The 16,650-nt window shown below is 60.2% G+C and carries 15 protein-coding genes, 1 tRNA gene, 1 pseudogene and 1 CRISPR repeat array; of the genes and pseudogenes, 9 read left to right on the forward strand and 8 right to left on the reverse strand.

Annotated features, from left to right (window positions below; genetic code table 11):
* A partial coding sequence (locus tag Q7U29_RS22045; RefSeq protein ID WP_304744789.1) for a hypothetical protein occupies window positions 1-524 on the forward strand: 524 nt, incomplete at its 5' end.
* A 243-nt stretch (window positions 525-767) separates the two neighbouring features.
* Here Q7U29_RS22045 and Q7U29_RS22050 read toward each other — a convergent pair.
* Window positions 768-844 (reverse strand) — tRNA-Arg (locus Q7U29_RS22050).
* 423 nt (window positions 845-1,267) lie between these two features.
* Between Q7U29_RS22050 and Q7U29_RS22055 the strand changes: the two genes are divergently transcribed.
* Entirely contained in the window at window positions 1,268-1,429 is a 162-nt protein-coding gene (locus Q7U29_RS22055; protein WP_304744791.1) for a DUF2934 domain-containing protein, read from the forward strand.
* 120 nt (window positions 1,430-1,549) lie between these two features.
* Here Q7U29_RS22055 and Q7U29_RS22060 read toward each other — a convergent pair whose 3' ends face one another.
* Window positions 1,550-1,756, reverse strand: a complete 207-nt coding sequence (locus tag Q7U29_RS22060; RefSeq protein WP_304744793.1) for a hypothetical protein — start codon at window positions 1,754-1,756, stop codon at window positions 1,550-1,552.
* Window positions 1,757-2,154: 398 nt separating this feature from the next.
* Between Q7U29_RS22060 and Q7U29_RS22065 the strand changes: the two genes are divergently transcribed.
* Window positions 2,155-2,604 carry a hypothetical protein gene (locus Q7U29_RS22065; protein ID WP_304744795.1) on the forward strand — a complete coding sequence of 150 codons (450 nt, stop codon included), beginning with the start codon at window positions 2,155-2,157 and terminating at the stop codon, window positions 2,602-2,604.
* A 5-nt stretch (window positions 2,605-2,609) separates the two neighbouring features.
* On the opposite strand, the gene Q7U29_RS22070 is transcribed toward Q7U29_RS22065, so the two are convergent.
* From Q7U29_RS22070 to Q7U29_RS22080, 3 genes are all read right to left on the reverse strand, one after another.
* Window positions 2,610-3,518: a PhzF family phenazine biosynthesis protein gene (locus Q7U29_RS22070; RefSeq protein ID WP_304744797.1), complete on the reverse strand. Its 909-nt coding sequence runs from the start codon at window positions 3,516-3,518 to the stop codon at window positions 2,610-2,612.
* 57 nt (window positions 3,519-3,575) lie between these two features.
* Window positions 3,576-4,589 carry a GGDEF domain-containing protein gene (locus Q7U29_RS22075; RefSeq protein ID WP_304744798.1) on the reverse strand — a complete coding sequence of 338 codons (1,014 nt, stop codon included), beginning with the start codon at window positions 4,587-4,589 and terminating at the stop codon, window positions 3,576-3,578.
* A 336-nt stretch (window positions 4,590-4,925) separates the two neighbouring features.
* Window positions 4,926-6,053, reverse strand: a complete 1,128-nt coding sequence (locus tag Q7U29_RS22080; protein WP_304744800.1) for an S-(hydroxymethyl)glutathione dehydrogenase/class III alcohol dehydrogenase — start codon at window positions 6,051-6,053, stop codon at window positions 4,926-4,928.
* Window positions 6,054-6,224: 171 nt separating this feature from the next.
* Between Q7U29_RS22080 and Q7U29_RS22085 the strand changes: the two are divergent.
* A pseudogene (locus Q7U29_RS22085) lies at window positions 6,225-6,329 on the forward strand (EamA/RhaT family transporter); the annotation flags it as partial.
* A 74-nt stretch (window positions 6,330-6,403) separates the two neighbouring features.
* On the opposite strand, the gene Q7U29_RS22090 reads toward Q7U29_RS22085, so the two are convergent.
* From Q7U29_RS22090 to Q7U29_RS22100, 3 genes are all read right to left on the reverse strand, one after another.
* Entirely contained in the window at window positions 6,404-6,718 is a 315-nt protein-coding gene (locus Q7U29_RS22090) for a hypothetical protein (RefSeq protein WP_304744802.1), read from the reverse strand.
* A gap of 73 nt (window positions 6,719-6,791) precedes the next feature.
* Window positions 6,792-8,246 (reverse strand): deoxyribodipyrimidine photo-lyase, encoded by a 1,455-nt coding sequence (locus Q7U29_RS22095; protein ID WP_304744804.1) that lies wholly within the window; start codon window positions 8,244-8,246, stop codon window positions 6,792-6,794.
* Window positions 8,247-8,397: 151 nt separating this feature from the next.
* Entirely contained in the window at window positions 8,398-9,057 is a 660-nt protein-coding gene (locus tag Q7U29_RS22100; RefSeq protein WP_304744806.1) for a peroxiredoxin, read from the reverse strand.
* 376 nt (window positions 9,058-9,433) lie between these two features.
* On the opposite strand from Q7U29_RS22100, the gene Q7U29_RS22105 reads away from it, so the two are divergent.
* The 5 genes from Q7U29_RS22105 to cas2 all read left to right on the forward strand — a co-directional run bounded on the left by Q7U29_RS22105 (window position 9,434) and on the right by cas2 (window position 15,931).
* On the forward strand, window positions 9,434-10,015 hold the full coding sequence (locus Q7U29_RS22105; RefSeq protein ID WP_304744808.1) for a hypothetical protein: 582 nt from the start codon (window positions 9,434-9,436) through the stop codon (window positions 10,013-10,015).
* Window positions 10,016-11,000: 985 nt separating this feature from the next.
* A complete protein-coding gene (locus Q7U29_RS22110; protein WP_304744810.1) occupies window positions 11,001-11,387 on the forward strand; it encodes a type II toxin-antitoxin system HigA family antitoxin in 387 nt (128 codons plus the stop codon).
* Window positions 11,388-11,592: 205 nt separating this feature from the next.
* Entirely contained in the window at window positions 11,593-14,730 is a 3,138-nt protein-coding gene (gene cas9 / locus Q7U29_RS22115; RefSeq protein ID WP_304744812.1) for a type II CRISPR RNA-guided endonuclease Cas9, read from the forward strand.
* Entirely contained in the window at window positions 14,706-15,605 is a 900-nt protein-coding gene (cas1, locus tag Q7U29_RS22120; RefSeq protein ID WP_304744814.1) for a type II CRISPR-associated endonuclease Cas1, read from the forward strand. Before cas9 ends, cas1 begins: the two co-directional genes overlap by 25 nt.
* Window positions 15,602-15,931 carry a CRISPR-associated endonuclease Cas2 gene (gene cas2, locus Q7U29_RS22125; RefSeq protein WP_304744815.1) on the forward strand — a complete coding sequence of 110 codons (330 nt, stop codon included), beginning with the start codon at window positions 15,602-15,604 and terminating at the stop codon, window positions 15,929-15,931. Before cas1 ends, cas2 begins: the two co-directional genes overlap by 4 nt.
* A gap of 58 nt (window positions 15,932-15,989) precedes the next feature.
* Window positions 15,990-16,619: a CRISPR direct-repeat array (repeat unit 36 nt; unit sequence AGCCTACCACGGGGAAATCGGTAGGGAAGCCACGGC).
* The last annotated feature ends 31 nt before the right edge of the window (window positions 16,620-16,650 follow it).

Raw genomic sequence — 16,650 nt, forward strand, 5'->3', positions numbered from 1 at the left:
TAGTCCTCGGAGCTCTGGATGACCTCGGCATAGTGGAAGAACAGCAGTCTACCATTTCGGTAGCCAGTACGGCGGCGGTCGAGAGTTCCGAAATGAATTATGCCGAACAACTCAACCCACTTTACCAGCAATTTGCAAAGCGAGTATCAGGCGGCATTCGGAACAGAAAGGATTCCACCGGCATATACGCTCATGCGATGGCTGTAATTCTAGAGTCAAGCGACAGCGAGCTTATGAGGGGATTGTCGGCGGACCGAATTTTTGAGATCGCGCACTCTAGGCAAAGCAGAATCCAGCGAGGAAATCTCGCTAAAGTCCTGGATAAGTTTGAAGAGCTACAGGTGGACGAAGATGGGCGCGGGCTCGTCTTGAGCTACAACGAAGCTACCGAGGAGGTGTCAGTCGTAGACCGGCAGCTTTTGCTTTACCGTAGATACGCGACCGTCAAATGGCCTTGGGAAGAGATGATTAACGAGGCGGACAGAACGGGGACCGGGTTCGGAGCCGAGGAGGGCACCACTTAGTTATTGCGCGACGGCCGGTTGAATGCCCGCCTGTTAGTCTTGACCGATATGGGCGGACGGTTCTGTACGTTCGATGGCTGGCGTGACCTTGGCTTGCTTCGGGGAGTCGCTGCTTTTCCGCGCATGCTGAAAAAAATTCTGTAGAGCTGGGTGAAAGGGAGAGGGCCATCCGAAAGAGTTTCCCCTCGGTTTCCCAAACACAAAGTCGAAACGACCTGGCGGCCGATAACCCTTTGATTTAATTGGCGCACTCGGAGAGATTCGAACTCCCGACCCTCGGAATCGAAATCCGATGCTCTATCCAGCTGAGCTACGAGTGCATCAATATTTTCAATGTGTTAGCTGGGTTCCAATTTCTTTGGGCGCCTGCCTGAGCATTGAAAACGGGTGCCGAACTACGTCCGACGGCTCCGATTACCAGACTTGGCCAGGGAGGGCTATCCCGTCCTGATGCGCCGAATCGACCGCGCGGGCGGGGCTGCTTGCCGCACGCACCCGGGCACCCATGCTGTCCGCAACCCAATTCGCCGCGAGGCCTCGACTTGGAAGCCAATGGTCTTGCGGTTGCAGCTTCGCGTTGATGCGTTCGGTTAAAACCGCGCCGTGGTGGCCTTCCGGAACAAGTTGGAAAAACGGGACTTTCCTTATCGGGCTGCGCTCTTCTCAAGAGCGAAGCCGGCATGGCCTGCGGTTTTGTAGCTTCCCCCGGCGGGTTGTGCTTCTCATTCAGGAAAGCAGATACAATGGAACAACCGACTAAAGAGCAAATCATCCACCGCGCCTACGAACTTTGGGAACAGGCCGGCAAGCCCGAGGGCAGGGATGATGAGTTTTATCATCTGGCTGAACAAGAGTTGCGGAACGCCGATAAATCTTCCCCGTTACGCACGCCCGACAGTTTGTAGCCGGTTCACAACAAAGGTTGCTGCTGGTGCAATGCGTCCGCCCAATTCATAGGGATCGACGCCCGTGGACCTCTCAAACGATTCAGTCGCGCTGAGAGCTGATCGGCGTCGGCCGCCGTTTCATGCACGCAGCGGTTTTAGCGCGTCTCCGTTGGTCGCAATCCGGACCGGTGGCATTTGGCCATCAAGCCAGTCCTGCTCGGTCGCGAGGGCTCGCCAGGCTGCTTCCATGCGCTTGTAGCGTTTATGGCTGGGCTCGTCTGGCGCTCGCTCGGCCATCCGGGCACAGTTCTCGGCGTTCTCCAGAAAATGTTGTGATTGCTTCATCGATGCCTCCCGTTTCAAGGGACATAGGAGGCGCCTGGTCGTTTGCAACAGAACGGACGATGACACTTTGTCCACGCACATGAATGCCCGTTCAGGCTCGCCTGCAGCGCGCAATTCTCTGCATCGAATCAATTTGCCCAGTAGCCGCGGGCCGGCGGCGGGGCCCTGGTTGCGGCAGAGGCACCGCTCGGCGTCTCCGAAAGGGAAGTCGATATTCGGTCAATTCGGGTTCCACCCGGGGTAAAATCCCACCCAAATTGGAGAAAATCGTCGTCGGATGCCCCTTTTTTGCCCTTTCGGAATGCTTAACGAAATTCCAACATAGTGCCGCCAGAGTTCTCCGAGGGCCCGCTTGAGGGCCGATCTTTTCTTCCGTCTACCCGGTTTCCGATCGATCCATGCGCATCACACTTCTGCCCTTGCTGTTGCTCTCGCTGCTGGCCACCTCGTCGGCGCGCGCCGATCTGCGCATTACCCGGGATCACGGCGGTTATGTCACCGAATACAAGGCGAAGTACGAGCGCATCCGCGACCGCAAGGAGCGCGTCATCATCGACGGTATCTGCAACTCGGCCTGCACCATGGTGTTCGGCATCGTGCCGATGAACAAGGTCTGCGTGACGCCGCGCGCCAGCCTCGGATTCCACCAGGCGTATTACGACAAGGCGTTCACCTTCGGCATCAAGGTCACCAGTTCGGAAGGGACATCGGACCTGATGTCCTATTACCCGCGGCCGGTGAAGGACTGGATCAGCCGCAATGGCGGGCTGACCAACGAGATGAAGAAGATCAAGAACGGCACGGACATGTGGAAGATCGTCGATCCCTGTCCGGAAGAGTTTTTCTGATCCGCTCACGCCAGATCGATCGTCCCTGACATGACAGGCACGCAGCGGCCACCGATATAGGTCGCGGTCACCGTGCCGTTTTTCTTGTCAGCCTCCGCCTTCAGGATGCTCGGGCGTCCCATCTCCACGCCTTGGGCGATCGTCTTCGACAGCGAAAGGGTAGCCTCCGGGCGCAGGTGGGCCAGCAGGCCGATCAGCGCGACGTTGGCGGCGCCGGTCGCCGGGTCCTCGGGAATATTGAGGTGCGGCGCGAACATCCGGGCCCGGATATCGATCCCGGCCTCATGGACCTGGGTGTACAGCATGATGCTGACGGCCGGCTGCTTGCTGACTTCGAGGCGGAACACATCGCCGTTCGGGCTTGCCCCGAGCAATGCGGTGCGGCTCTTCAGTTCGGCCAGAATGAACGGGGCGCCGCAGGACGCGATGCGCGGACGATGATGGATGGTCTCGATCTCGGCGAGCGGGATTCCGCAAGCCGATGCCACCAGTTCGCCCGCAACCTCCGCACCGACCGAGAGCGGCTGCGGAGAGGCGAGTTTCGAACCCACCACGATCGCGCCCTCCCGCAAGATCTCGATCGGGACCAGTCCGGCCTTCTCCTCGAAAATGACTCGGTCGCCGCCGACGGGCCGGCCGTAACTGGAGCCGGCGCGGGCCAGCACGAAAGCGGTGCCGACATTGGGATGGCCGGCGAAAGGCAACTCACTGCGCGGGGTGAATATCCGCACTTCGGCCGTATGCGCGGCGTCCCTGGGCGGCAACACGAAGGTCGTCTCCGCCAGATTGAACTCGGCGGCGATGGCCTGCATCTGCCCGGCCGACAGCCCCTCGGCGTTCAGGACAACGGCCAGCGGGTTGCCGACGAATTGCGTGCCCGTGAATACATCGACGGTCTGAAATTGCAGGCGCATCTCTCACGGTCCCCAGCAGGTCGCCACGCCCTGATCGGTTGGCCGACCCGGTGCGGTTCACGCCGAAACACGATTCCGGCCACCTTTCTTCGCAGCATACATCAACTTGTCCGCGCGCTCGATAGTGTCGGTGAAGTTCTCGCCGGGCGTTGCGACGCATGCACCGATGCTGACGGTGACAACGGCGCCGGTCCCGAGACCCGGATGGGGGATGTGCAGGTCGCCTACCGCGGCGCGCAATCGCTCGGCCACCGCGAGGGCTTCGGATTGATCTGCGGCCGGAAGAATAACGACGAACTCCTCCCCGCCGTACCGGACGACGATGTCGTCCGGTGACCGGAGGGCACTTTGTATCGCCGCGGCGACCCGCTGCAGGCAACGGTCACCGTCAGCGTGCCCGCCCAGATCATTGAACAGCTTGAAGTGGTCGACGTCGATCATCAATACGCCGCTGCCAAGCGACGGGACCAGTGAGGTGGACCAGCTCTCGGCAAACAGGTCGAGGTAGCGCCGGTTGAAGACACCGGTCAGCGCGTCGGTGCTGGAAAGTTGCGACAGCCTGGCATTGGCTTTGCGCAGCTCGGCCGTTCGCGCCGCGTCGATGCGGCGCATCGCCAGAATTTCATTCATCCGGACCTCTTCCTGTCTGCGAATGGACAGCGCGAGAATCGCCATCAGAATGCTGAAACCGACCAGATCAAGATTGACCAGGGGGCGCGGAACCTGCATCGCCCCGGTGACGATCGGTGCGTACGCGGCGATTGCGACGGCTGTCATGATTTGCGTAGCGCGCCAGGGCAGGGCCGCAAATACCGCCGCGGTAAAGATCGCGAATTGTGCGGCCATCATGTACCGGCTCGCAATCGGCTCCTGCGCCCATTGACCGATGAGGGACGTTATGACCACGAGCGAAACCGTCGCGACAGCGCTTGCCGCGGATTGTAAATGGCGGTTTGTCGACCAGACGTTGACGCCGAGCCCGATCAGCACAAGCGGTGTCACCACGAACAGTCGCAGGCTGGCGGCAGCTGGAAAGCTATCGCCCAGATTTTGCTGGTCGATTGCAAGCACGGATAGATTTGCCAGCGCAACCGCTACCAGCCATCGGAATTGCAGTCGGAGCCGGGCGTGGCGCGGGGCTTCCGTCCAGGGATCCCGACCCGCGATATCGGCTCGATCGCCACGAGGCGAGCGTTGGTCGGGCGCGCGTTGGTCGGCGGAGGCCATGAAGTTGCTACCATCAGAACATGTCAGCAACGACATGAGACCAAATTTGCTAAGGTATGATGATCGGCGCGCATTCCGCTGGAATATGACTAATGACTGGTGCGTGTGCTTCCTTCCCATCCGTATTTTCACGGACCGTGACCGGCGACCAGCCGACGGCTGGCAATGGCTTTCGTGATCTCAGAACGTCACCACGCCGCGAATGGATTCGCCGCGCTTCATCAGTTCGAACGCATTGTTGATCTCGGCCAGCGGCATCACATGGGTGATCATCGGATCGATCTCGATCTTGCCCTGCATGTACCAGTCGACGATCTTCGGCACGTCGGTGCGGCCGCGCGCGCCGCCGAAGGCGGTGCCTTTCCAGACCCGGCCGGTCACCAGCTGGAACGGGCGGGTTGAAATCTCCGCGCCCGAGGGTGCCACGCCGATCACGATCGACTGGCCCCAGCCGCGATGGCAGGCTTCCAGCGCCTGCCGCATCACGGTGACGTTGCCGGTGCAATCGAAGGTGTAATCGGCGCCGCCGATCTGGTCGGCGCCCGATTTGGTCATGTCGACGAGGTGCGGGACGAGGTCCTTGCCGAGTTCCCCGGGGTTGACGAAATGCGTCATGCCAAAACGCTCGCCCCAGGCCTTGCGGTCGTTGTTGATATCGACACCGATGATCATGTCGGCGCCGGCCAGCCGCAGGCCCTGCAGCACGTTGAGCCCGATGCCGCCGAGCCCGAACACGATCGCCTTGGCGCCTTGTTCGACCTTCGCGGTGTTGATCACCGCGCCGATCCCGGTGGTGACGCCGCAGCCGATATAGCAGACCTTGTCGAACGGCGCGTCCTCGCGGATTTTTGCCACCGCGATTTCCGGCAGCACCGTGAAATTCGAAAAGGTGGATGTACCCATGTAGTGATGGATCGGCTTGCCGCCCATGGAAAAGCGCGAGGTGCCGTCGGGCATCAGGCCCTGGCCCTGAGTGGCGCGGATCGCGGTGCAGAGATTGGTCTTGCGCGACAGGCAGGACGGGCACTGCCGGCATTCCGGCGTATACAGCGGAATGACGTGATCACCCTTCTTCACGCTGGTGACGCCGCGACCGATGTCGACGACGACACCGGCGCCCTCATGCCCGAGAATCGCCGGGAACAATCCTTCGGGATCGGCGCCGGACAGCGTGAACTCGTCGGTGTGGCAGACTCCGGTGGCCTTGATCTCGACCAGCACCTCGCCCTCGCGCGGGCCTTCGAGCTGCACGGTGGTAATTTCCAGCGGCTTGCCGGCAGCGATAGCGACGGCGGCACGAACATCCATGGTATTTCCTGTCTCTTCGATCTGTGTTTTTCCGGCGAGCGGGCCCGCGGGATTTACGATTGCCGGATAGCATATGTTCAGGCAATCGGGCCTGCAAATGAACAGAGGCTTCGAAAATTTGGCCGCGCGCGCGGCGCCGTCGGCGCAGCTGCCTGGCTGTTCGAGAGCAATGCGGTGATGGCTTATGTCCTGTTCGACGAGCGGCTCGATACCATCGCCATCATCGGCATGGTGGCCTGCGCCGCCGCGGTGTTCGTGGTCAACCGGCGGGCGTGAGACTGGGGCCGGGCCTCAAAACAAGAGCCCCCGGGCTTTCACACGGGGGCCATTGAGCGCGACGCCGGAGGCGATCAGCGCTTCGACTTCCTGGCCTTCTTTTTCTTCTTCGCAGTTTTCCTGGCGGCTTTCTTCGCGGTCTTCTTGACGGCTTTCTTGGCAGACTTTTTCGCGGAAGATTTCTTGCCGGCTTTCTTGCCGGCCTTCTTCGCCTTCTTGGCTTTCTTCTTCGGCGCTGCCTTGCTCACCGCTTTCTTGACGGCCTTCTTGGCTTTCCTGGCGGTCTTCTTGACCTTCTTGACCACCGTCTTGGCGGCTTCCGCGGTGGCCGTTGCGGCACTGCTCACCGCATCCGTCACTTGATCGAGAACCGGTTTATCGTCGTCCATATCATCCCCCAGTGTTGTCGAAGCCGCAACGATAGCCGGTTTCTCAAATGTGTAAAGCGGACGCCGCGACTGCTCAACCACGACGGGTTTTCGCATAGGCTTCGAGCGCGCGCTCGCGCCCTCGTCTGTGATCGACGATCGGCTGCGGATAGGTCGTCCCGAGTTCCACGCCCGCGCCCTTGAGTTCGAGCGGCGCGGCACTCCATGGCTGATGGATCAGGCCCGCCGGCAATTGCCCGAGCTCGGGCACCCAGCGCCGGACATAGGCGCCGTCGGGATCGAACTTTTCGCCCTGCAGGATCGGATTGAACACGCGGAAATAGGGCGCGGCATCGGCACCGGAGCCGGCCACCCATTGCCAGTTGGCGGGGTTGCTGCCGGCGTCGGCATCGACCAGCGTGTCCCAGAACCACTTCTCGCCACAGCGCCAGTCGATCAGCAGATGCTTGACCAGGAACGAGGCCACCACCATCCGCACCCGGTTGTGCATCACGCCGGTATGCCAGAGCTGGCGCATGCCGGCATCGACGATGGGATAGCCGGTCTGGCCGCGCTGCCACGCCCTCAATGCCTTGTCGTCGTGCCTCCAGGGAAAAGCGTCGAAGGACGGCTGCAGGTTGCGGTCGGCGAGATCTGATACGTCGAACAGCAGATGCCGGCAGAATTCGCGCCAGCCCAGCTCGCTCAGGAACTTGTCGATGTCGCCTGCCAAAGCAGGCCGCGCGGCCGCGGCAAAGCGCGCGGCATGCCAGACCTGCCGCGGGCTGATCTCGCCAAAACGCAAATGCGGCGACAGCCCAGAGGTGCCGTCGCGATCGGGCCGGTCGCGCTGGATCGAATAGCCGGCCACCCCCGTTTCAAGAAATGCGTTGAGCCGGGCCTGCGCCGAGCTCTCGCCCGGCTTCCAGCTCTGGCGCAGACCGCCGGCCCAGTCCGGATGCGAGGGTTCGAGGCGCCATGTCTCGAGCCGCTCGCTCGCGACATCGGGGGCCGGAGCAAGCGTCGTCGGGGCCGGCAATGGCTTCGGCGGATCGCCTGACGATTGCACCCGCCGCCAGAACGGCGTGAATACCCGCAACCCCCGTCCGTCCTTGTTGCGGATGGAAAGCGGGTCCGCCAGCAGGTCGCCGGGAAAGCCGTGGCCGGCAACACCGATCGCCTGCAGGCTTGCGGCGACCTGTTCGGCGACGGCCCGGCGCGGCGCCTGCGCAATCTCGTTCCAGAACACCGCCTCGGTGCCGGTCTCCTGCGCCAGCGCCGCAATCACCTTGGCCGCGGCTCCTCGCCGCAGCACCAGCTTCGAGCCGAGCGCGGTCAGGTCCGCCTGCAAGGTCCGGAGCGACTGCGCCAGCCACCAGCGCGCCGCGCCGCCGAGCGGGCGCAGTTGCGAGTTGCTGGTTTCGTCGAGGACGTAGAGGCAAATCACCGGCGCGCCGGTGCTCGAGGCGGCATGCAGGGCAGGGTGGTCGGAGAGGCGGAGATCGTCGCGAAACCAGACGATGCGGGGGGAAGCGGGTTTGCCGGCCATCATGTGCTCAACGCGGAGGGCGCCTGTTGGGTCCGCCTTGTCATTCCGGGATGGTGCGTAAGCACCAGACCGCAGGTGCGCAAGTGCGCACCGGGGAATCTCGAGATCCCAGGTCGATGCTTCGCATCGCCCCGGGATGACGGCGATGCCGTCACTTCGGCTGCGGCACGATGCGGAGATAGGGCTTCGGCGATTTCCAGCCTTGCGGATAGATCGTCTTGGCCTCTTCGTCCGTAACCGAGCCCGCGATGATCACGTCGTCGCCCTGTTTCCAGTCGGCCGGCGTCGCGACGCGATGCCTGGCGGTCATCTGCAGCGAATCGATCACGCGCAGGATCTCCTGGAAATTGCGCCCGGTGGTCATCGGATAGACCAGCACCAGCTTTATCTTCTTGTCCGGCCCGATGACGAAGACGTTGCGGACCGTCAGGTTGTCGGCGGCGGTGCGCGTCGCGGGATCGCCGGAGGTCGAGGCCGGCAACATGTCGTAGAGTTTCGAAACGTTGAAGTCGGTATCGCCGATCATCGGGTAATTCGGCGCGGCCCCCTGGGTTTCCCGGATGTCTTCGGACCATTCCGCGTGCCTGTCGACGGGGTCGACGCTGAGTCCCATCAGCTTGACGCCGCGCCTGTCGAATTCCGGCTTCAGCTTCGCCAGCGCGCCAAGCTCGGTGGTGCAGACCGGGGTGAAATCCTTCGGGTGCGAGAACAGGAGCGCCCAGCTGGAGCCGATCCAGTCATGGAATTTGATTTTTCCCTCGGTGGTTTCGGCTTCGAAGTCCGGGGCGACAGCGCCAATCTGGAGAGCCATTTTACGACCTCATCTCATTCAAGTTACAGGTGAATTTGTCCTTGCCACTCTAGCGGGCGGCGGGAGCTAAGTGAACGGGCGCGCGGAAAAAGGGTCAATCCTTCTCCGCAGGCGGGAACTCGTAGCATCTTCTTGCGATCCGCGCTTGTGCGGCGAAAAGACCATCATGGCCGCTCCGGTCCGGGCTGCCCCGATATTGCCTGATATCGCGCCCAACACGCTCGGCCCGATGACGATGCCCGGAACCATGACGGAGGTCACAGCGACTAATTGGCAACTACCTAAAAATCTCGCGACCGAGGTTTTGATTCGTTAACCACTCGTTTACGCGCCCATGAAAATGCTGATCCAGAACAAGAAAATGAGAAGTGTACCAATGTCTGCCTCTACCGGAATGCTTGCCGACCGTATCATCGTCCTCGAACCGTCCAGGATTTCCTGCCGCGATAGCGCTGCGCTGGCCCTCACTGTGGTGCGCGATGGCGTGATCACTGGCGAAGGCCCCACCACCCGGGGCCGGGTTCATTTTTCCCGTGCGCTGGATGCCGATGACGCCGCCTGGTGCGCGCGCATCCTGACCGCGACCGCCGTCGAGCATCAGCCGGTCAGCCGCGCCGAAGCCGAAGCGCTGTTCGAGATCAACGATGCCGCCGCCGAACGCAGCGACGAGGGCGTGTTCGACGATTTGCTGGCCAAGGCGGTCGTGCACCACGCGGCGTCGGCGTCCGGCCTTGCCGTGCCGCCGCGCACCGTCGCGCTGTCGCCCGACACCGCCATCGAAAGCTGGGCGCCGGCCCAGGCGAACGTCGTCGATGTCGCCGTCCTGCAATGGCTCGCCAGCCAGATGCGCGGCAAGCGTCGCAGCAACCGTACCCTGATGAGGATGGTCGCCACCGTCGTCGGCGCCGCGGCGCTGCCGCTGGCGCACCTGCCGAACGTGTTCGACATCGGGATGTAGGCGGCGAGCGTCGTTGCCACGGCTTCTGGTGGCATCGGTGGCCACCTCACCACAACTCGTCATCCCCCGCGAAAGCGGGGGACCCAGTACGCCGCGGCTTCTCGATTCAATCACTGGCGTCTCTGGAATACTGGGTCGTCCGGTCAAGCCGGACGATGACAGTTGTGGGTGCGCGCGCAGTGTGCGCCAAATCCATCAACGTCATTGCGAGGAGCCCTTGCGACGAAGCAATCCATTTCACAGCGGTACCCGGTTGATCGATGGATTGCTTCGTCGCATCCGCCTTCGCCCGAAGGCGGGCTTCGGCGGACACGCCTCGCAATGATGTTGTGAGGGCTTCGGTCCGATTCAAGCACCCGCATGTTCGTAGCCGCAATTCCACGGTCTCGCGGCGCGTTTCGCCCGAGCTTTGCCAGAAAATTTCCTTGCCCTCCAAACAGAGGGCGCGGGGAGGCCGGGCGCCCGATGCGCCCGAAAGACGCGTGTGCGCTGGGTATTGGTAGTGAGCACACGCGTTAGTCAGGTCACACCGGAATCGCCCGGCACTCCCCGCGCAGTGGTTTACGGCTTATAGGTGATCTCCTCGGCGAGCCCTGCACTTTTGCCACCGTCGCCCGCGCTGCCTTAAGCTGCGAACTTGACACCAGCCTTTGGGGTGTCGGAACCACACGATTTCGCCGTCCGCCTCAGCCGCTCGGGTCAGGAGCGCCATCCGCGTCCACCGCATCCCCGTCCCGCATTGGTGACCTTGCGCAACGCCCCTCTGGATGGGACGGGATGGCTACTGATATAGCCCAGGTTTTGTTTCTGATAAACCGAAATATTTTTGCGCGAGGGGCTTGACATGATTTCCGATAACCAGAAGTGATTTGCCCGTCGGGTAGATTTGTTGAATGGGCTCGGGAAATTCGCGTTTGCGGGCGGGCGCATGCCGAGTACCATCGGGTCGATGCCATGACCGTCTCGCAATTCTAGGGAACGCAGCATGGAAATTCACCCGATCAGAAACGACGACGATCACGCTGCAGCAATTCGCGAGATCGAAAAGCTGTGGGGCGCAGCGGCCGGGACCGAAGAGGGGGACAAGCTGGACATTCTTGCAACGCTCGTCGAGAAATATGAAGACGGCCGATGGCCGAACATCCGATGGCCGTACATCGACGCCTCCGATCCGATCGACCTGCTGAATTACGCCATCGATGAGCTCGGACATTCGCAAGCCGAACTCGCCGATCTGCTCGGCTCCCGATCACGTGCATCGGAATTGCTCAATCGCCGGCGCGCCCTGACCGTCGAGATGATCCACAAGATCAGCGAGGCCTGGAAGATTCCTGCCGATCTTCTCGTGAGGCCAAGCCAAGTCGCGGCCTGAGCGCCGGGTTCTGTTGGCTGCCGTCGATTCGACATACAATGAATCCCCCCGTCGCGTTTCCGCAACGGGGGTAATCCTTCGCAAAGGAAACCAAAGTTTCCGATGCTTGCCGTGGCTTTCCTACCGATTTCCCGTTTCATGATTGCCGAATTGCGATGGAGGGTCAATACTCTATTCTTAGTTGTGCGTATTTTTAGGTGGCGTGATGGGCGAGCGTACTCTCCGGCGTATCCTCGGAATTGATCTTGGCATCGCATCTTGCGGGTGGGGGATCATTGAAGTCGGTGAAGCCGACGGAGGCATCATCGCCACCGGTGTTCGCTGCTTTGACGCCCCTCTGATTGATAAGACTGGCGAACCGAAAAGTGCGGCGCGTCGGACGGCGCGAGGTCAGCGTCGTATCGTCCGCCGCCGTCGGCAACGCATGAATGCCATCCGGCGACTGCTCATTGAATACGGTGTACTAATCGATCAATCGCCCGATGCTCTCCACAACGCGTTGCGCCGAATCACACCAAGAGAGTCCGGATCACAGGTTACACCGTGGATGCTTCGTGCTGCTGCGCACGAGCGCCTCTTGTCGAACGACGAACTGGCGGTTGTACTTGGCCATATCGCCCGGCACCGTGGCTTTCGTTCGAATTCAAAGAACGAGGCTGGCGCGAATGCTGCCGACGAAACCTCCAAGATGAAAAAGGCTATGGAGGCCACTCGCGAAGGGCTCGCGAAGTATCATTCTTTCGGCGACATGATAGCCAACGACCCAAAATTCGCGGATCGAAAGCGCAATCGTGACAAGGATTATTCACATACGGCGAAACGTTCCGATCTCGAAGATGAAGTCCATGCGATCTCCCGTGCTCAAACTCGATTTGGGAGCCAGATTGCGAGCGAGAAGTTTTCACAAGTATTTGCGGACGCGGCTTTCTTTCAACGGCCGCTGCAGGACAGCGAAGACATGGTGGGGGATTGCCCGTTTGAGCCAGGACAGAAGCGCGCCGCGCGCCGCGCACCATCGTTTGAACTGTTCCGCTTCCTGTCTCGCCTGGCAAATCTGAAATTGGTGATCGGCCGGTCACCTGAGCGAAATTTGACGGCGGAGGAAATTGCGCTCGCAACAAAAGGCTTCGGCGAGAGCAAGAAAACAATCACGTTCAAATCCCTGCGCGAAACGCTCGACCTTGATCCGAACGCCCGCTTTACGGACGTCGCCAAGGAAAAAGAAAGCACGCTTGATGTTGCGGCACGCACCGGTGGAGCGGCCTACGGAACCAAGACGCTGAAGGATGCTCTTGGTGACGCGCCGTGGCGATCTTTGTTGCGAACGCCCGAAAAGCTTGACCGTATCGCAGAGATTCTATCGTTCCGTGAAGACATGAATTCGATCCGTACCGGTCTTGAGGAGGTTGGTCTCGACGCTGTGATTGTTGACGGCATAATGCACGCAGCGGCCAACGGCGATTTCAGGGATTTTACCAAAGCGGCGCATATCTCGGCACTGGCCGCGCGCAATATCGCTCCGGGACTTCGGGAGGGGTTGGTCTACTCGGAAGCCTGCGCGCGCGTCGGTTACGACCACGCAGCACGACCATCCATTTCCCTTGAACAGATCGGCAGTCCGGTGACGCGCAAGGCGTTTGGCGAGGCGATCAAGCAGGTCAGAGCGGTCGCGAGGGAATATGGCCCGATTGATTTCGTTCATATCGAACTCGCTCGCTCTGTCGGCAAAAGCGCGGAAGAGCGTGCAAAGATCACAAAGGGCATCGAAGATCGCAACGTCGAGAAGGAAAAACGCCGAAAGGAAGCCGAAGAGCTTCTCGGTCGTCCGCCCAGCGATGATGAACTCTTGCGATACGAACTCGCCAAAGAGCAGAACTTCAAATGCATCTATTCCGGCGATGCGATCAATCCCGCTGGCATCTCGGCAAATGACACCCGGTATCAGGTTGACCACATTTTGCCATGGAGTCGATTTGGCGACGATTCGTATCTGAACAAAACGCTCTGCACCACCAAGGCCAATCAGAACAAGCGCGGACGAACGCCCTTCGAATGGTTCGATGCTGACAAGACAGAACCCGATTGGATGGAATATGCCGCCCGCGTCGAGGGTCTGAAGGAAGTCAAGGGGCGCAAGAAGCGCAACTACAGCATCAAGGATGCGGCGTGCATCGAGGATAAATTCAAGGCACGCAATCTGACCGATACGCAATGGGCGACCCGATTGCTCGCCGACGAACTCAAGCGAATGTTTCCCGCCCCGGAGGGAGAGCGTCGGGTGTTCACACGCCCCGGCGCGATCACGTCCAAGCTGAGGCGCGCATGGGGGCTTGAAGGTCTCAAGAAGCAGGATGGAAGGCGAGTTGAGGATGACCGGCACCACGCAGTGGATGCACTTGTGCTGGCTGCCACGACAGAGAGTTTGCTGAACCGTCTGACGCTGGAAGTCCAGAAACGTGAACGTGAGGGACGCCAGGACGATATATTCCATTGCAGTCAGCCATGGCCTGGCTTCCGAATCGATGTCGAACGGACGGTCTATGGCTCCGACGCCACGCCTGGAATTTTCGTTTCCCGCGCTGAGCGTCGCCGGGCGCGGGGCAAGGTTCATGACGCCACTATCAAACAAATCCGCGAAATTGATGGCAACAGAATAGTCTTTGAACGAAAGCCGGTTGAAAAGCTGACGGAAAAGGATCTGGAAAAAGTCCCGGTTCCGGAACCTTATGGAAAGGTGACAGATCCCAAAAGATTGCGCGATGAGTTGGTAGCAAATCTTCGAGCGTGGATCGTGGCCGGAAAACCCAAGGACAAACCACCGTTGTCGCCAAAGGGCGACATCATTCGGAAAGTGCGAGTTGAGACAAAGGACAAGGTGGCCGTCGAAATAAACGGGGGCACCGTCGATCGCGGCGATATGGCGCGTGTGGATATTTTCAGGAGGAGGAACAAGAAGGGGGCATGGGAATTCTTTGTCGTGCCAATCTATCCGCACCAAATTGCTACATCCGAATCTCCACCAAACAAAGCTGTTATTGCCTACAAAGCCGAAAGTGATTGGACTTTCATTGATGGTAACTTTGAATTTGCGTGGTCACTCAATCCAATGAGTTACCTCGAACTTGTGAAGTCAAACGGCGAGTTGATCGAAGGATATTACCGGAGCATGGATCGGACGACAGGTGCGATTAATTTGTCCCCGATGGCAACCAATTCGGAAACAATTCGAAGCATTGGCATCAAGACACTTTCCAGCTTTCGCAAATTCACCATTGATCGCGTAGGTCGAAAGTTTGAAATTCCGCGTGAGGTGCGTACATGGCGTGGAGAGGCCTGCACCTGATGCAGGCAGCGCGACTTTCACTTGCTGACAGCCAGATTTGCGTGAAGCAAGATGCTGGCGAGGTTCGGCTCGCCCTCGAAGATATTGCGTGGATCGTCATCGACACGCCGCAAGCAACGTTATCGAGCGCACTCATGAGCGCGTGCATGGATGCCGGAATAGCGCTGGTCTTTACCGACGAACGGCACACACCCTCGGGCCTTGCCCTGCCTTTTCATCGCCATCATCGACAGGGAGCGATTGCCAGACTACAGCTCAACGCCAAGGATGGTGTGAAGAAGCGCCTGTGGCAAACAATCGTCCGTCGCAAGATACTCAATCAAGCCGCCTCAATCTCAATACTTGATCGTGATCATGCCGAGACACTCAAGGAGATAGCTCGGCATGTGGAGCCGGGGGATCCGGAAAATGTGGAGGCGCGCGCGGCACGGTTCTATTGGGGGCGCTTGTTCGTGGATTTTGTCCGCGATGACGACGACGATCTCCGCAACAAGATGCTGAACTATGGCTATGCCGTCGTGCGCGCTGGTGTTGCGCGCGCGTTGGTTGCTTCCGGCTTTCTACCGGCATTCGGACTCAAGCATGATGGAGCGGCCAACGCCTTCAACCTCGCGGATGATCTCGTTGAACCCTTCCGTCCTTTTGTCGATGTTCTTGCGTGGAAAGCGTTCAGCGACGGCACGGACAAAAATGGTGATCTCACTCTCGAAGATCGCCGCAAAATGGCTGGCGTGTTGCTTCTCAACGGCAAAATGGGCGACGGAAAGGTGTCGCTTCTGGTCGCAGCCGAAATGGCCGCCGCCAGTCTCTCGCGTGCGTTGGAATCTGAAAAACCGGCATTTCTCGAATTGCCGGAGCTGGAGCGTGACTCGTGAAGAGCGAGGAGGTGCGTTTCGTGTGGATGTTTGTTTTTTTCGATCTGCCGGTGGGCACGAAGACTGATCGTCGCAACGCGACTCGCTTTCGGAAATTTCTGAAAGACGATGGGTTTATGATGCTGCAATGGTCTGTCTATTCGCGTGTTTGTCGCGGCGACGACGCTGCGGAAAAACACGGGCAGCGGGTGACTAGGAACTTGCCACCGCGCGGCAGTGTTCGTACCCTTCAAGTCACTGACCGTCAGTACGCGCGTATGAAGCTGTTGCTTGGGGAAGCAACGTTCAATGAGAAAAAGGCATCGCAACAACTGGTTCTGCTCTGATTTCCGCCTGTCGGGTCACGCGGAAATCAGAGCATTTTCAGATACTTCTGCCGATCGTAGCCTACCACGGGGAAATCGGTAGGGAAGCCACGGCGTAGGCCTGCGCCTGCTCCTTGAGGGTGCGAGCCTACCACGGGGAAATCGGTAGGGAAGCCACGGCAGAAACACGGCGCTGTGCCGAAAGGCCACGAGCCTACCACGGGGAAATCGGTAGGGAAGCCACGGCTTGTCGCGTGGTCGAGATCGCCAGGAGATCAGCCTACCACGGGGAAATCGGTAGGGAAGCCACGGCTTACGCTTCGTCTTTGGCAGTCAGCCGCGCAGCCTACCACGGGGAAATCGGTAGGGAAGCCACGGCTGTATTGCGTCGACCGGCTCCACTTCGGGAAGCCTACCACGGGGAAATCGGTAGGGAAGCCACGGCTGGAGGTACCGGCGTTGCGACCGCGCTCGGAGCCTACCACGGGGAAATCGGTAGGGAAGCCACGGCTGGATGCATTATCCACCGCTCGGGCCGGTCAGCCTACCACGGGGAAATCGGTAGGGAAGCCACGGCCTGCGCCACCGCCTGGCCGAACAGCCGGAAAGCCTACCACGGGGAAATCGGTAGGGAAGCCACGGCGGTTGTCGACCACACCGGACCAATCTGCGGAGCCTACCACGGGGAAATCGGTAGGGAAGCCACGGCCGTGACCTTGCAGCCCGCATTCATGAAGCCA

The sequence above is a fragment of the Bradyrhizobium sp. genome, assembly GCF_030654605.1.
In the GTDB taxonomy this organism is placed as follows: Bacteria; Pseudomonadota; Alphaproteobacteria; order Rhizobiales; family Xanthobacteraceae; genus Bradyrhizobium.

Excerpts from the sequence above, each read along its gene's own strand:
- Q7U29_RS22095 (WP_304744804.1), bottom strand. The coding sequence starts at position 8,246 with ATGGCCGGCAAACCCGCTTCCCCCCGCATCGTCTGGTTTCGCGACGAT.
- Q7U29_RS22055 (WP_304744791.1), top strand. The coding sequence starts at position 1,268 with ATGGAACAACCGACTAAAGAGCAAATCATCCACCGCGCCTACGAACTT.
- Q7U29_RS22080 (WP_304744800.1), bottom strand. The coding sequence starts at position 6,053 with ATGGATGTTCGTGCCGCCGTCGCTATCGCTGCCGGCAAGCCGCTGGAA.
- Q7U29_RS22105 (WP_304744808.1), top strand. The coding sequence starts at position 9,434 with ATGTCTGCCTCTACCGGAATGCTTGCCGACCGTATCATCGTCCTCGAA.
- cas9 (WP_304744812.1), top strand. The coding sequence starts at position 11,593 with ATGGGCGAGCGTACTCTCCGGCGTATCCTCGGAATTGATCTTGGCATC.
- Q7U29_RS22060 (WP_304744793.1), bottom strand. The coding sequence starts at position 1,756 with ATGAAGCAATCACAACATTTTCTGGAGAACGCCGAGAACTGTGCCCGG.
- Q7U29_RS22100 (WP_304744806.1), bottom strand. The coding sequence starts at position 9,057 with ATGGCTCTCCAGATTGGCGCTGTCGCCCCGGACTTCGAAGCCGAAACC.
- cas1 (WP_304744814.1), top strand. The coding sequence starts at position 14,706 with ATGGCGTGGAGAGGCCTGCACCTGATGCAGGCAGCGCGACTTTCACTT.
- Q7U29_RS22110 (WP_304744810.1), top strand. The coding sequence starts at position 11,001 with ATGGAAATTCACCCGATCAGAAACGACGACGATCACGCTGCAGCAATT.
- Q7U29_RS22090 (WP_304744802.1), bottom strand. The coding sequence starts at position 6,718 with ATGGACGACGATAAACCGGTTCTCGATCAAGTGACGGATGCGGTGAGC.
- Q7U29_RS22070 (WP_304744797.1), bottom strand. The coding sequence starts at position 3,518 with ATGCGCCTGCAATTTCAGACCGTCGATGTATTCACGGGCACGCAATTC.
- Q7U29_RS22065 (WP_304744795.1), top strand. The coding sequence starts at position 2,155 with ATGCGCATCACACTTCTGCCCTTGCTGTTGCTCTCGCTGCTGGCCACC.